This is a genomic window from Streptosporangium sp. NPDC000396, assembly GCF_042898655.1.
Classification (GTDB): domain Bacteria; phylum Actinomycetota; class Actinomycetes; order Streptosporangiales; family Streptosporangiaceae; genus Streptosporangium.
Genome location: NZ_JBIAZA010000053.1, coordinates 1 through 14,851 on the forward strand (window position 1 = coordinate 1; position 14,851 = coordinate 14,851).

Below are 14,851 nucleotides of genomic sequence, written 5' to 3' on the forward strand. Positions count from 1 at the left end.
GGCGGCCAGCGCGGCGGCCTGCTTGCTGGTGGGGCGCAGCAGGAATTTATAGGATCTACGCACGGCCGCTCACCGTGACGCCGATCAACTCCTCAGGGGTGACCCGGAGCATTTCCTCAAGGCGTACCGTGACGCGATCCCTCAGGCCGGGGCGGTAGCACCTGGGGCGGCACGCGTCGCGGTATCCGAGGTCGGACGCCGTGCTGGAAAAGGTGCGCACCCGAGGAGCCACCCGATCAATGTAACGACATTGCCCGCCCCATGCCTGGGGAAAGGACTGGAAAGACATCCGGGCGGGGACGGCATTCCCCCGTCGCCGGAAGGCGGCGGTCCCCTGCCGAGGCTTTGATGGAGGATACGATGCGCCTTTCCGCTCGTGTGGTCGGGATGCTGTTGTTCGGGGCCGTGGGGTTGCTCAACGTCGCACCGGGGCTCATCGCGTTGATGCCGTCGGAACTGGCCACCACGTATGGGGTCATGACCGCCGACGCCACCGGCACTCGGATGGGGTGTGGCCCAGGTGTCGAAGAACGGCAGGGGCCGGTTCCTTATCGTTGTGTCTCAGGCGTCCGTTTCGATGGCGCCGCCCGGCCGGGGTGCGGTAAAGGGCGTGAACGGCCCCCGATCGTGGCGATCAGGGCCGCTGCGGCGCACAGGATCGCGGTCCACGCCAGGGTCGCGTTGGTCGAGGTGTGATCGGCGAGGAGTCCGGCGAGCCACGGGCCGGCGGTCTGCCGGCGGCGAACAGGGTGGTGAAGGCCGCCAGCGTGGCGGTCCAGCCGGCGGGCGGAGTGTTGGCCTTGATGAGCGCGGTGACGGCGGCGGGGACGCCCATGAACGTCGCCTCGTACACGATCGCGGAGGCGAGGATGATCGGCGGTGCCGGGGACGTGAGGGGGAGTGCCGCTCCGCCGGCGAGGATGGCGAGCAGTACGGCCAAGGCCCTGCTGCCGGGTGACCGGAAGATCAGCCGAGGACCCTGCGGGCCACCGCGGTGACATGCAGCTCGTCGGGGCCGTCGAGCAGGCGGGCCATCCGGCCGGTGCGGAAAAGCGCGGGCAACGGGGTGTCGGGGCCCAGCCCGGCGGCACCGTGAACCTGGATGGCCGCGTCGGTGACCTGCTGCAGCATCCGGGCGGTGGCCACCTTCGCCAGGCCCGTCTCGACCCTGGCGTCCAGCCCCGCCTCGACCAGGGCGGCGGTCTCGAACACCAGCGGGCGCGTGGTCCTGATCGCGAGCAGGGCGTCGAAGACGAGCGCCTGGACGAGCTGGAGGTCGCCCAGCCGTCCCGAGGCCGTCGGCCGCGCGCGGGCTCGGTCGCGCAGGAGGACGAAGGCGCGTTCGGCCTGGCCGAGCCAGCGCAGGCAGCGCAGCAGACGACCGAGCCGCACCCGCTCGCTGATCACGCGCAGTCCCCGGCCGGGCTCGCCGAGGAGGTGGTCGGCCGGCACGGTGACGCCGTCCAGAGCGATCTCCCACTGGCCGCCCGCGCCGAGGACCGGCAGCTCGCGGACCACGCGGAAGCCGGGCGCAGAGGTGGGCACGAGCAGCAGGGACAGACCGGTCGTGGAGGGCGGCTCGCCGGAGGTGCGGGCGAGCACGGCGGCCAGCGCCGCGTCACCCGCGCCGGTGACGAACCACTTGCGTCCGTGGATCGTCCAGGAGCCGTCGGGGCGCCTGCTCGCCCGAGTGGCGGTGAGCCCGGGGTCGGAGCCGGGAGTGCCCGGCTCCGTCATCGCATTGCACATGGTCATCCGCCCGTCGGCGACCTGGGGCAGGTAGAGGTCCCGCACGGCGGGTTCGGCGTGCCGGGCCAGGGTCGTCACGTCCAGCAGCGCGGTGGAGCCGAGCACGCCGGGGCCGTGATCGCTGACGCCCTCCGCCTCCGCCACGTGCGCGTACTCCGTCAGCGACAGATCCGCCCCGCCCAGCTCGGCCGGGAGGGGCAGTCCCCACAGCCCTTCGGCCCGTGCTCCGTGCCTGAGCCGTTCGAGAAGCGTTCGCGCGGCCACACCACCTGAATCCAGCTCGGCTTCGTGCGGCACCACGCGCTCACGGACGAATTCGATCACCCGGTCGCGCAACCCGAGTACATGAGGCGGGCAGGCGGGCGCGCCCCAGCTGGGGTGCTCGGCATCGGTCGTGACGGCGACCTGCTGCGACATTCCAACTCCAGACATGTCGGGAACTGAGCGAAAAATCCATCCGACTCCCTGCTGTGGAACAGGTCGGGTGAAGGCACGCCCGAGTTCCCGTCCGCGTCAGGCATGACTCGCGGCCACCGCCGCGGGGGAGGAGAGCCATGGCATACTCCGCCACCACCCGAGCGGCGCATCCGCTCACCGGCATCGAGTTGCGGACGGCCGGGTCACCCGACCTCACCGCTGCCGCCGTCCGTCACCTCACCCTCCTGGGCGCAGCCGACCTTGGCTCCACGGCGTCGGACGGCCCCGGAACCGTGTCGCTCACCGGCGCGGACGGCCATCCGCTCACCGCCGAGATCGCCTGGGCGGCGATCACCCCGAGCGACGAGGTGACCGACGAGGCCACCGCGCAGGCCGCGACCGGCGTGGCCTGCGTCCACGGCCGCCGCAGCGGCAAGCCGCGCGGCCTGGCCGTCGACTACCTGACCACGGCGTGCGCCGTGCTGGCCGTTCAGGGGCTTCTGGCCGGACTGATCGGCCGTGCCCGGGGCTCCGCCGTCGAGACCGTACGGACCGGAGTGGACCTGGCCGGGCTGCTCTCGGTCGGCCAGTACCTGGCCGCCGCCAACGCCGAGGACGGCGAGGCGGTGCCGTTCGCGCCGGGAGGCCCGCCGTTCACCACGGCCGACGGCGTGTACTTCGAGGTCGAGACGCTGGACCCGGTCGTGTGGGCGACGTTCTGGCAGGCACTCGGCGTGGCCGGACGCCTGGCCGGTTCCGCGTGGCGGTCCTTCCAGTTCCGCTACGCCACCGCCTGCTCCCCGCTGCCCGGGGAACTGCACGTGCGGGCTCACGCGGCCGACTGGGAGAGCGTACGGCGAGCCGCGAAGGAGTCGGGGATGTCACTCTGCGCGATCCGATCTCTCCAGGACCGGCTGGCCGAACCCCGCGCGCAGGCGCCATGGCAGCTGTCGCCGCGTCTACCGGCCTCGCCTCTGTCCTCGCCGACCGAGCTCGCCCGCCCACTGGCCGGTCTCACGGTTCTGGAGGCCGGGCGGCGGATCCAGGCGCCGCTGGCCGCTTACGTCCTGCACCTGCTCGGCGCGGACGTGGTGCGGATCGAGCCGCCTGGCGGCGACCCGCTGCGCGGCATGCCACCCACCTGCGGTGACCTGTCGGCCCGCTGGCTGGCGCTCAACCGGGGCAAACGCGCCGTGGAGATCGACATCAAGTCGGCCGCGGGCCGGGCGGAGCTGCGTGACCTGGTCACGGCCGCGGACGTCTTCGTGCACAACTGGGCCCCGGGCACCGCCGAGCGTCTCGGCCTGGACGACGATGACCTGTCGGTGGTCAACCCCGGCCTGGTCTACGCCTACACCAGCGGCTGGGCCGGGCGGCTGGCCGACGTCCCGATGGCCACCGACTTCATGGTCCAGGCCCGCACCGGCATGGGCGAGGCCGTACGGCCCGCCGGTGAGCCGCCCGCCCCGTCGCTGATGACCCTGCTCGACGTACTCGGCGCCCTGCTGGGCGCCGAGGCGGTGCTCGCCGGGCTTCTGCTGCGCGAACGGACGGGACACGGCGTGCGAGTGGACTCCTCGCTGCTGGGGGCGGCCGAGATGCTCACCGAGCCCGCGCTGTGCCGGGTCGCCTCCGGAGCCGGTCCCCGCAGGCCGGCCGGATTCCGCGAGCCCCTGCCCACGGCGGACGGCTGGGTGAGCGTCGCCGACGACTGCGCCGGCCAGGTGAATGCCGTCTCCCTCACGAAAAGGGACACGGCCGAGGCCGTCGCGTCCCTGCGCCGCCGGGGAGTACGGGCAACCGCCGTGACGACCGCCCTCGACAAGCTCCCCTCCGATCCGCGTTTCGCATCCGCCCTCACCCGTGACGTGCACGGAGCCGTGGCCGTACCCACCCCCTGGAGGTTCGCATGACCCTGCGCCTGGACGACCTGGTACCCGCCGCGCTGAGACGCGAATGGGCCGCCGACGGCACCTGCCCGGACCTCGGCCTGTACGCGCTGTTTCGCGCTCATCGCCTCGCGGCCCCCGACCGGGTCGCGGTGATCGACGCGGCAGGTGAGCTCACCTACGCCGAGCTGGACCGTTCGGCCCGCTCCGCGGCGGCCGGACTGCGGCGGCTCGGCGTCTGTGAGGGCGACGTCGTCGGCGTCCAACTGCCCAACGGCCGCGACGCGGTCGTCGCTGACCTGGCACTGGCCGCGCTCGGAGCCGTGGCGCTGCCCTTCCCCGTCGGACGCGGTATCACCGAGGCCGTCTCCCTGCTCGGCCGTTCCGGCGCGCGGGCCGTCATCGCGGCCATCGACCACCGGGGGACGGCGCATGCCCGCGAGCTGATGATCGCCGCCGAGAAGCTGCCCGGCCTGCGAGCCGTCATCGCCGCCGGCTCGCAGGAGCCCCCGGCGGGCAGCGTGGCGTGGAGCGAGGTGCTCCACGCCGACGGCCGCACCTTCGTCCCGGCCCGCCCCGACCCGGACGGCGCGGCCCGCATCCTGGTCTCCTCCGGCTCGGAGTCCGAGCCTAAGATGGTCGCCTACTCCCACAACGCCCTGGCGGGCGGGCGGGGCAACTTCATGGCCACGCTGATCCCCGACGCGAACCCGCCACGCTGCCTGTTCCTGGTCCCGCTGGCCTCCGCCTTCGGCAGCAACGGCACCGCCGTCACCCTGGCCAGGCACGGCGGCTGTCTGGTCCTGCTCCACCACTTCTCTCCCCAGGCCGTGCTCGCCGCGATCGGCGAGCACTGGCCCACCCATGTCCTCGCCGTGCCGACCATGATTCGTATGATGCTCGACCAGCCGAGAACCAAGCCGATGCCGCCGATGACCGCGCTGGTGCTGGGCGGCGCGGAACTGGACGCGGCCACGGCCGCCGAGGCGGGCAAGATGTTCGGCTGCCCGATCGTCAACCTGTACGGCTCGGCCGACGGGGTGAACTGCCACAGCGGCTTCCGGCCGGCCCCGGAGGGCGATCCCGGCCCCGGGGTCGTGGTGGGCCTGGCCGATCCCCGCGTGGCGGAGATCCGCATCACCCCGGCCTCGGACGAGGAGGAGTTCGGCGAGATCATCGCACGCGGCCCGATGACCCCGATGTGCTACGTCGGGGCACCGGAGCTGAACCGGCGCTACCGCACGGCAGACGGCTGGGTGCGCACCGGCGACCTGGGCATGATCGACGCCGACGGGCGGCTGCGCCTGGTCGGCCGGCTGAAGCGGATCGTCATCCGTGGCGGAGCCAACATCAGCCTGGCCGAGGTGGAGCACGCGTTGGCGACCCATCCCGGGGTACGGGAGGCGGTGTGCCTGGGCGTGCCCGACCAGGTGATGGGCGAACGGCTGGCGGCCTGCGTGGTGCCACGCCCCGGCCGTGCCCCTGACATCGCCGGCATCGCCTCCCACCTGCTCCGGCAAGGGCTGGAGCACGCCAAACACCCCGAACACCTGCTCCTGGTGGAGGAACTGCCGCTGACTCCGGCGGGCAAACCCGACCGGGACGCACTCCGCGAACTCCTGCCGCACGGACAACCCGGATCGGTGTGACCTTTCCCGTGCCGGAGTCGCCTCCGGCACGGGCAAGGCCTCCGGTCAGGCGGCCCGGTCAGCGGCCTCCAGCGAGGCGATCAGCTGGCTGCGGGCCCGTGCCACGCGGGAGCGCACCGTGCCGACCGGGCATCCGATCATCACGGCGGCCTCGGCGTACGGCATGCCCACGAGCTGAGTGAGCACGAAAGCCTCACGCCGTTCTCGCGGCACCCTGGCGAGCAGGTCGGCCAAGGCCACCCCGTCCTCGCATCCCGGCAGCCCGCGGGGCTGACATCGTTCGGCGGTGGCCTGCCAGTCGGTGAGATCGGCGACCATCGGGCGGCAGGCCGCCGAGCGGAACCGGTCGACGACGACCCGCCGGGCGATGGACAGCAACCAGGTGCGGGCCGATGAGCGGCCGGCGAACCTGGGCAGGCTTCTCAGCACACGCAGGAACGTCTCCTGGGTGAGGTCCTCCGCCGAGTGGTCCCCGGTCAGGTAGGCGATGAATCTGCGCACGTCGGTGTACACCGCCCGGGTGAAGGCCTCGACGTCCGCGGGCGCTCCTCCGCGCGCGGCCAGGGCGAGCACCGTCAGATGATCGTCTGAGTGTGCGGTGGCGGTGTCACGGTCGGGGGCGCGGTGGTCGCGCATGACAGAACTCATGATGATCGTTCCTTGCGTCGCAGGGCAGAACGGATACACGGTTCGGGGGAGTGGCCCCTGACGGGCTGGTTGAGGAGAGACAGGGGCGCGCGGGCGACAGGCGCCGAGGGCGGGCCGCGTGGTTGCGGCGCACAGAGCGGTGCAACGGCTCCCACGACGGGTCGCGTCATCCGGTCCCCTCCGGCGGGAACCCCGGCGGACCGGCGAGCGACTGTCTGACGTGCGGTTGCCGCGTTGGTCCCGCAGATGGAAGGAGACGGCGATGCGGCTGGAACGACCGGTACGTCCGGCGGGCGATCGAACCCGGGAACGGTGGGTCACCGTCCTGCTCACCACGACGATGAGCGTGTCGATGCTTCAGCTCTTCCTGATCGGCGCGCTCGGTCCCCGTCTGGTCGGGGAGGCGGGCATCTCCCGCACCGCGATCGGCCTGACCACGACCGCCGGATTCGGCGCCGCCGCGCTCCTGTCGCTCACCGCCGGGCGCTGGGTGGACCGGCTGGGGGCCCGCCGTTGCCTGGTCGCTCTGCTGCTGCTGGCCGCGACGGCACTGGCATTGATCGGCTCCGCCTCGGGCACACCGGCGCTGCTGGCGGCGGTGGCGCTGGGCGGCCTCCCGCAGGCCCTGGCCAACCCCGCCACCAACAAGGTCATCCTTACCGCGGTCGAATCGGGCCGAAGAGGTGCGGTCACCGGCTGGAAGCAGTCCGGAGTACAGCTCGGCGCCTTCGTCGCGGGATTGCCGCTGGCGGCGCTCGCCGCGTGGACGGGATGGCGTGGTGCCGTGTGGACGGCCGCCGCGATCGCCGCCCTCATCGCGTGCGGGGCCGTCCTCCTGCTGGCGCCCGACTCCGCCGCGACGCCCGTGGACATGCCGCGCGCTCGCGTCGGCCGGTTGGCGCTGTTCTCCTTCCTGCTCGGCTGTGGGATCGCCGCGGTGAACACTTATCTCGCACTGTTCGGCGCCGAGCGGTTGGGGCTGGGGCCGGTCATGGCGGCATGGCTGGTCGCCGCCCTGGGCGTCACCGGGGTCGCGGGCCGGGTCATCTGGTCGCGGCGGGCGGGCCGCCTCGGCCAGGCCGAAGTGCTCCTCACCCCCCTCACCGCGGGAGCCTGCGGAGCGGCCTTGCTGCTCGCGGCGGCCTCCTGGGCCCCCTTCCTGGTCTGGGCGGGCGCGGCCGCCGTCGGCGCCTTCGCCGTCGCAGGCAACGCGGTCACCATGGTCTCGGTGATCAAGCGTGCTGACCCCCGCGGCGCCAGCCGGGACTCCGCGCTCGTCTCGGCGGGATTCTTCGCCGGTTTCGCCACCGGGCCGCCGCTGTTCGGGATCCTCGTCGAGGCCGGAGGGTACGGGCCGGGCTGGACGCTGGTGGCCGCAGAGTTCGCCGTCGCGGCCGCCGTCGCGGCACCGTCCCGTTTCCGAGCCGGGGCGCTCCGATGAGCTGGGCGGAGAAGGCGCTGTCTGAGGTTCTGGAGCGGGCCGGGACGGTCGAGGCGGATGCGGGAGGGCGATGGCCGCTGTATGCGGACTCCGTCTCCGGCCGCTGGACGACCACAGCCCGCGGATCATGGGCCGGTGGCTTCTGGGCGGGGCTGCTGTGGCTGCGAGCGATCATGAGCGGCGACCCGGCCGACCGGGCCACCGCGATCGACCGCACCGCGTCGCTCGATCCGTGGATCGAGGCCGACACCGGAACCCGGGGCCTCATCTTCTGGTACGGCACCGCGTTCGGCGTGGCAACGGGGGATGCCCCGGCGGCGACGCTGCGGGATCGCGCGGCCCATGCCTGCCTGGACGCCTATGTCCCCGAACTCGGGCTGGTGCCCTGGGGCGGCGCGTTCGGCGGTCCTCGGGAACTGGCGCGAGTCGACGGGCTGCCCGGCCTGCCGCGGCTCCTGCGCCTGGCGGGCCCCGGCGGAGCCGAGGCCGCCCGGACCCAGCTCGACCTGCAATTCGGGCTGACGGCGGGCGGGCGGCGACTCCACCCGGCCTGGCAGGCCTTGCCGGACGGCACCTGGCACCCTCATCCCGACCCGCCACCCGGCTGGAGCCGTACGGCGGCATGGCTGTCGCTGGCCGTCGCCGACACCGGCGACGGCGCCCGGCGGCGGAAACTGCTCGCACATCCCGAGGTGGCGGCACGGTTCGCCGCGGGCTCGCCCGCCGTTCCCCTCGTCCGCCCCGGTGGGCTGCCGGACACCTCGGCCGCCGCGATCGAGGCCGTCGCCGCCCTCAAGCTGGCCGCGCGGGCCGATCAGGATGAAGCCGCCCGGCTGCGGGATCGGGCCGCCACCGTGCTCCGCGAACTGGTCTCGGCGCACCTGCGCGACGGCCGCCTGCTGGATGGCTGCTACGACCTGAACCACGGTGCGGCCACCAGCCACGAACTGGTGTGGGGCGACTTCTTCCTGGCCGTGGGCCTTGCGGTGCTCACTGCGGCGATCGATCCTTTCGTCTGCTGAGCGCCGTGGCAGGCGCGTGCGCGACGGCCTCGCCCGGACGGTCCGGAAGGACAGCGCGATGGACGCGCGCAGGCCGACCGGTCCGCCGCCGACGATGAGCACGAGGTATCCACATGTATCCCTTCTGAAGAAAGGGGGGCCCGGGTCGCCGCCCCTGGGGATCGGTCAGCCGAGGGCGGCGATGATGGCGTCGGCATTGGCCCTGTACATGGCGATCAGGTCCAGCCCCTGGTCGGGAAAGTTGTCGATGACCACACGCCTGGCCTCGACGTTGGCGAGGGCGTCCCCGCCGGGCATGGCCGAGTTGTCCAGCACCAGCCGGGGCTTCTTGGCGGCCAGCTCGGAGATCTGACCGGCGGTGGGCGGCTGCGGGCCGTACACCCCGGCGGGCCGCGCTCCGATCAGGTCGGCGGCCCAGGCCACGAACGCCTGTGCGACGACCACCGGCGCGGCGCCCTTGGCGGCGCCGGTGACCTTCTCCTTCAACGCGGCGTACTCGGTGTCGAAGGTCGTGGTCCACGCCCTGGCCGCCTCGGCGGTGCCGAACTCCCCACCCAGCCGCGAAACCTCGGCCTTGACCTTGTCAGGAGTGTTGTCCAGGGATACCTCGATCAGCTTCGCCTTGGATCCGGCGGCCTCCTTGAGCTTGCCGGCGAAGCCCTCGAAGGCGGCGTACAACACCACGTCGGCCTCGGCGACCTTGGCCAGGTCGGAGGGTTTGGGATCGTAGTCGGGGGCATGGTGCACGCCGGACGGCACGATCACCGTGATGTCGGTGGCGCCCGCGGCCTTGGCGAATCCCGCCTCCCAGGTGGAGGCGGCGACCACCTTCAGCCCCTTCGCCGTCGGCGAGGGTGCCGCAGAGGTGCTTTCCCCGGTGCCGCCACAGGCGGTCACGGCCATGGCGGCGAGGACGGCCATGGCCGTGAGACGAAGCCGGCGCATTGTGATCATTTCGAGAGAGCCCTTTCTGGGATCGAATGGAGAAGGAGAGTGCAGACCCCGCCGACCAGCACCAGCACCGGACCGGGCGGGAAGTCGAAGAGCAGGGCGAGGAAGAAGCCGCCCAGGTTGAAGACCAGCCCGAAGACGACCGACCAGACGGCCATGGCCGACAGCGACCGGCCGACCCGGCGGGCGGCCAGGGCGGGCAACAAGGTGAGCGCGTCGACCAGCAACGCCCCGGTCAGCCGGATGGCCGAGGCGATCGCCACCGCGATCACCACCAGCAGGATGAGCGTGAGCCGTTCCACCGCCACCCCGGAGCAGACGGCCAGCTCACGGTCGTGAAGCAGGAGTGCCAGGTCTTTCCTGCGCAGGCCGTACAGTGCCGGGACGAGCGCGGCCAGGACGGCGAGCGCGGCCACGTCGCCGGGACGGGTGGCCAGGATCGATCCCCACAGCAGCTCGAACGCCCCGTTGGCGTTCACCCCGGAGATCGACAGCACCAGCAGCGCCGCCGCGACGGCCAGCGTCATCAGCAGGCCCATGGCGCCCGACAGCCCCGCGCTGCTGCGGGCCAGCGGCGTGAGCGCGCCACCGGCCAGCCCGCACAGCATCAGCGCGCACAGCAGCGGGTCCAGCCCGGTCAGCAGGCCGATCGCGATGCCGAGCAGCGCGACGTGCATCATCGCGAAGCGGACCGGCATGATGTCCAGCCCCACGATGAACACCCCGACGATCGGCAGCGCCACCGAGCCGAGCAGCAGCGCGATCAGGGCCAGCCGGACCGAGGGAATCTCCAGCAGCGCCCAGATGGAGTTCACCGGACCTCCCGCAACCGCCCGGCGGCCATCTCGGCCACCCACCCGCACGCCTCGGCGACCACCCGGTCATGGGTGACCACCACCACGCTCACCGGCAGCCCGGCCAGCACCGCCGCGACCTGCTCCTGACCGGCGAAGTCCAGGGCCGCGGTCGGCTCGTCGGCCAGCACGAGCCCCGCCCCGGCCGCGACCTGGCCCAGCGCCCGTGCCAGGTAGGCGCGCTGCAGCTGGCCTCCGGACAGGGTGCCGAGCGGACGCTCCAGCAGTCCGGCCACTCCCAGTTCCTCGGCTGCGGCCAAAGCCTGTCCGGCATGTCCACCGCTGGCCAGCAGTTCGCGGACCAGCAGCGGGAAGCGTCCGGCCGCCTGCCGCTGCGGGATCCAGGCGACCTCCACCCGGCGACGGGTCCAGTCGGCGGATGTGCGCGCCTGCCGTCCCGCGACTTCGATCACACCGGAGACCCCACGGTGCAGTCCGAGGACCGCGCGCAGCAACGTGCTCTTGCCGGAGCCGTTGGTGCCGGTGATCGCCAGATGCTCGCCGGGGGCGAGCGCCAGGTCGACCGTGTCCACCGCGAGGAGCCGGCCGTGCCGGCAGCTCACGGCGGACAGGCGTAGGGCGGCCGCGCTCGCCGGGGACTCGGGGAGGGAAAGGGGCATGGGCATACTCCGGCCGGGAATAGGGGCATGGCGACAGCCGGGCGGAGCGGATCCACCCGGGAAGAGCAATGTGAACGGACCGGACTGTCCGGTGAGGAGCAGCCCGGTGAGGGAGGACGGCTCAGCCGCGGACGAGCAGCGGCGGGGCCCGCCCGCTCACCGCGTGCCGGAGCAGCGCGGATCGAAAGATCACCGGATCGGGGAAACCCTCGCGCCTCACACCGGGCGGTGCGGCCGCCGCATCACGCCAGATCGTCAGGAGCCGGCACAGCCGGACGGCCAGGCGGCGCAGCACCGCCCACACGGGCGAGGCGGAACGTCAGGCCTGCCGACATGATCGGTGGATCACTCCGCGCTGTCGGGACGGTTCCGGCGGGAACTCCGGAGCCAGGAGAAGCGCCTGATCACGGGACCCGCCGGCCGCCGGACCTTCCGACTCCCTCAGCCGGCGTGCTGGAGCACGGGCGGGCCGCGCCGCCGCAGCACGGGGAGGGGCTCCCCGCCGCCGTACGGCCGGACATCGGCGGCCGGTACGGCCTGCCACACCGGCGGCTTGACCTCGCCGGGAACCGCGAAGAACAGCCGGATCACCGGCATCCGCCCGCCGTACAGGCGGATCATGAGCCACAGCGCGCTCTCACCGCGGTGCAACCACCAGCCCGTGCCCAGTGCCACCGCGAGATGGGCCACCGTCATGCCGATCCCAGAGTGGCCGTGGTCGGCGGAGAGCGCCGTGTGCGGTGCCGGCGCGGCACGGCTGAACAGCTCATGCAGCAGAATCTGCGCACCGACGGTCGCGGTGAGCACGACCCCCAGGCCACGCTCGTGTCCGTTGAGCGCGTACGCCACGCAGAAGGCGATCACCGCACCTAGAACGCCCAGATGCAGCGGAACCACCCCACCTCCAGTCAGGGCGTGACCACCCGCGGAGACCACGATGCACAACGTCGCGAAGACGATGGCTCGTGGCACGCGGAGCGCCGACGCCGTGGAGGTCATATGGGACATCCTGTCAGCCGGGTGGTCCGCCGAGAAGAGCTGGGCACAGCGAGAACATCAACTTCTTCGGTCAGGTGCCGACGTAGGCCGCGAGGTGCTCGCCGGTGAGGGTGGAGCGGGCGGCGACGAGGCCGGCGGGTGTGCCCTCGAAGACGATCCGGCCGCCGTCGTGGCCGGCGCCGGGGCCGAGGTCGATGATCCAGTCGGCGTGCGCCATGACCGCCTGGTGGTGCTCGATGACGATGACCGACGTGCCGGAGTCGACGAGCCGGTCGAGCAGGCCGAGCAGCTGCTCGACGTCGGCGAGGTGCAGGCCGGTGGTCGGCTCGTCGAGGACGTAGACGCCGCCCTTGTCGGCCATGTGGGTGGCCAGCTTGAGCCGCTGGCGTTCGCCGCCCGACAGGGTGGTGAGGGGCCGGCCGATGGCGAGGTAACCGAGACCCACGTCGGAGAGGCGTTCGAGGACGCGGTGGGCGGCGGGAACGCGCGCCTGGCCGACGCCGAAGAACTCCTTGGCCTCGTCGACCGGCATGGCGAGCACTTCGCTGATGTCGCGGCCGCCGAGGCGGTACTCGAGGACCGACTCCTGAAACCGCTTGCCCTCGCAGTCCTCGCAGGTGGTGGCGACGCCCGCCATCACCGCCAGGTCGGTGTAGATGACACCCGCGCCGTTGCAGGTGGGGCAGGCGCCCTCGGAGTTGGCGCTGAACAACGCGGGTTTCACGCCGTTGGCCTTGGCGAAGGCGTTGCGGATCGGGTCGAGCAGGCCGGTGTAGGTCGCCGGGTTGCTGCGGCGTGAACCCTTGATCGGCGACTGGTCGACGGCCACCACGCCGTCCCTGCGCGCCACCGAGCCGTGGATCAGCGAGCTCTTGCCGGAGCCCGCCACCCCGGTGACGACGCACAGCACGCCGAGCGGGATGTCGACGTCGAGGTTCTGGAGGTTGTGCGTCGAGGCGCCGCGGATCTCGAGGTGCCCCTTCGGCTTCCGCACCGCCTCCTTGAGGGCGGCCCGGTCGTCGAGATGGCGGCCGGTGAGCGTGCCGCTGTCCCGCAGCCCCTCAAGGGTGCCCTCGAACACCACCTCGCCGCCGTCGGCGCCCGCGCGCGGGCCGAGGTCGACGACATGGTCGGCGATCGCGATCGTCTCCGGCTTGTGCTCCACGAGGAGCACCGTGTTGCCCTTGTCCCGCAGCCGCCGCAGCAGCTCGTTCATCCGCTGGATGTCATGGGGGTGCAGGCCCGCCGTGGGCTCGTCGAAGACATAGGTGGTGTCGGTCAGCGCGGAGCCGAGATGGCGGATCATCTTGACGCGCTGCGCCTCACCGCCGGACAGCGTGCCCGACGGCCGGTCGAGCGAGAGATAGCCGAGCCCGATCTCCACGAACGAGTCCAGGCTCTCTCCCAGCGACTTCAGCAGCGGCGCGACCGACGGCTCGTCGAGGCCGCGGATCCATGCGGCCAGGTCCCTGATCTCCATCGCGCAGGCGTCGGCGATGCCGATCCCCTTGATCTTCGACGACCTGGCCTCCGCGCTGAGCCGGGAACCGCCGCATTCGGGACAGGAGGTGAACGTCACCGCCCGCTCCACGAACGCCCGGATGTGCGGCTGCAGCGACTCCTTGTCCTTGGACAGCATCGACTTCTGGATCTTCGGGATGAGACCCTCGTAGGTCAGGTTGACACCGTCGACCTTCACCTTGGTCGGCTCACCGTAGAGGAAGTCCCGCATCTCCTTCTTGGTGAACTCGCGGATCGGCTTGGCCGGGTCGAGGATGCCCGACTCGGCGTAGACCCGCGTGGTCCAGAAGCTGTCCTGCTTCCAGCCGGGGATCGTGAACGCGCCGTCACTGATCGCCTTGGAGTCGTCGTAGAGCTGTGCGAGGTCGATGTCGGAGACCGTGCCGCGGCCTTCGCAGCGCGCGCACATGCCGCCGTGGTAGACGGCCTTGCGCACGACGATCCGCTCGCCCTTGCCCTTGTCGACGCTCATGGCCCCGCTCGCCGTGCGCTTCGGGACGTTGAACGCGAAGGCGGTGGGCGGGCCGACGTAGGGCTGTCCGAGGCGGCTGAACAGGATGCGCAGCATCGCGTTGGCGTCGGTGGCGGTGCCGACGGTGGAGCGGGGATCGGCGCCCATCCGCCGCTGGTCGATGAGGATCGCGGTGGTCAGTCCTTCGAGGACGTCGACCTCCGGCCGCGCCAGCGTCGGCATGAAGCCCTGCACGAAGGTGCTGTAGGTCTCGTTTATCAGCCGCTGTGATTCCGCGGCGATCGTGCCGAAGACCAGCGAGCTCTTGCCCGAGCCGGAGACGCCGGTGAACACCGTCAGCCGGCGCTTGGGAATCTCGACGCTGACATCCTTGAGGTTGTTCACGCGCGCGCCGTGTACGCGGATCAGATCGTGGCGGTCGGCAACGTGCGGCGCAGGCGACTGCGTGTCCGTCCTCATCGTGTCTCCATCTGTTACGCGGGGCCGCCTTCGAGGTTTTCGTCGGCGTCGCCTGGCTCGATCTAACCATATCCGGACAATTCGTCCGGTTCTCCTTCGCCGGCGCGGTCGCGGGCTCCTTTACGGTGCCGTCTGCGCAGGTCATGGCCGCGATCGCCGG

General features: G+C 72.1%; 13 protein-coding genes. 4 read left to right on the forward strand and 9 right to left on the reverse strand.

Annotated features, from left to right (window positions below; all coding sequences use genetic code 11):
• Positions 1–634 precede the first annotated feature (634 nt).
• Both ACFY2X_RS45410 and ACFY2X_RS45415 read right to left on the reverse strand, forming a co-directional pair.
• Positions 635–940 carry a YbfB/YjiJ family MFS transporter gene (locus ACFY2X_RS45410; protein ID WP_389951142.1) on the reverse strand — a complete coding sequence of 102 codons (306 nt, stop codon included), beginning with the start codon at positions 938–940 and terminating at the stop codon, positions 635–637.
• Between the two features lie 26 nt (positions 941–966).
• Complete coding sequence (locus ACFY2X_RS45415) at positions 967–2,166, reverse strand: acyl-CoA dehydrogenase family protein (protein WP_389951144.1); 1,200 nt, start codon at positions 2,164–2,166, stop codon at positions 967–969.
• A gap of 137 nt (positions 2,167–2,303) precedes the next feature.
• Between ACFY2X_RS45415 and ACFY2X_RS45420 the strand changes: the two genes are divergently transcribed.
• Together ACFY2X_RS45420 and ACFY2X_RS45425 are read left to right on the forward strand one after the other, a co-directional pair.
• A complete protein-coding gene (locus ACFY2X_RS45420) occupies positions 2,304–4,079 on the forward strand; it encodes a CoA transferase (RefSeq protein WP_389951147.1) in 1,776 nt (591 codons plus the stop codon).
• A complete protein-coding gene (locus ACFY2X_RS45425; RefSeq protein ID WP_389951149.1) occupies positions 4,076–5,704 on the forward strand; it encodes a class I adenylate-forming enzyme family protein in 1,629 nt (542 codons plus the stop codon). Before ACFY2X_RS45420 ends, ACFY2X_RS45425 begins: the two co-directional genes overlap by 4 nt.
• A 45-nt stretch (positions 5,705–5,749) precedes the next feature.
• Here ACFY2X_RS45425 and ACFY2X_RS45430 read toward each other — a convergent pair whose 3' ends face one another.
• Positions 5,750–6,352, reverse strand: a complete 603-nt coding sequence (locus ACFY2X_RS45430; protein ID WP_389951152.1) for a sigma-70 family RNA polymerase sigma factor — start codon at positions 6,350–6,352, stop codon at positions 5,750–5,752.
• A gap of 262 nt (positions 6,353–6,614) precedes the next feature.
• Here ACFY2X_RS45430 and ACFY2X_RS45435 point away from each other — a divergent pair, with 262 nt between their 5' ends.
• Complete coding sequence (locus ACFY2X_RS45435; RefSeq protein WP_389951155.1) at positions 6,615–7,793, forward strand: MFS transporter; 1,179 nt, start codon at positions 6,615–6,617, stop codon at positions 7,791–7,793.
• Positions 7,790–8,815: a hypothetical protein gene (locus ACFY2X_RS45440; RefSeq protein ID WP_389951158.1), complete on the forward strand. Its 1,026-nt coding sequence runs from the start codon at positions 7,790–7,792 to the stop codon at positions 8,813–8,815. Before ACFY2X_RS45435 ends, ACFY2X_RS45440 begins: the two co-directional genes overlap by 4 nt.
• Before the next feature lie 165 nt (positions 8,816–8,980).
• Here ACFY2X_RS45440 and ACFY2X_RS45445 read toward each other — a convergent pair whose 3' ends face one another.
• The 6 genes from ACFY2X_RS45445 to ACFY2X_RS45470 form a co-directional block, all read right to left on the reverse strand.
• Positions 8,981–9,760 carry a metal ABC transporter solute-binding protein, Zn/Mn family gene (locus ACFY2X_RS45445; protein ID WP_389951160.1) on the reverse strand — a complete coding sequence of 260 codons (780 nt, stop codon included), beginning with the start codon at positions 9,758–9,760 and terminating at the stop codon, positions 8,981–8,983.
• 5 nt (positions 9,761–9,765) lie between these two features.
• Positions 9,766–10,581 (reverse strand): metal ABC transporter permease, encoded by an 816-nt coding sequence (locus ACFY2X_RS45450; protein WP_389951162.1) that lies wholly within the window; start codon positions 10,579–10,581, stop codon positions 9,766–9,768.
• Positions 10,578–11,240, reverse strand: coding sequence for a metal ABC transporter ATP-binding protein (locus tag ACFY2X_RS45455; protein WP_389951165.1), 663 nt, complete (start codon positions 11,238–11,240; stop codon positions 10,578–10,580). The genes ACFY2X_RS45450 and ACFY2X_RS45455 overlap by 4 nt, the downstream gene beginning before the upstream one ends.
• Before the next feature lie 121 nt (positions 11,241–11,361).
• Positions 11,362–11,535: a hypothetical protein gene (locus tag ACFY2X_RS45460; protein WP_389951168.1), complete on the reverse strand. Its 174-nt coding sequence runs from the start codon at positions 11,533–11,535 to the stop codon at positions 11,362–11,364.
• 146 nt (positions 11,536–11,681) lie between these two features.
• A complete protein-coding gene (locus ACFY2X_RS45465; RefSeq protein ID WP_389951171.1) occupies positions 11,682–12,239 on the reverse strand; it encodes a hypothetical protein in 558 nt (185 codons plus the stop codon).
• Between the two features lie 70 nt (positions 12,240–12,309).
• Positions 12,310–14,691, reverse strand: coding sequence for an ATP-binding cassette domain-containing protein (locus ACFY2X_RS45470; protein WP_389951174.1), 2,382 nt, complete (start codon positions 14,689–14,691; stop codon positions 12,310–12,312).
• Positions 14,692–14,851 lie beyond the last annotated feature (160 nt).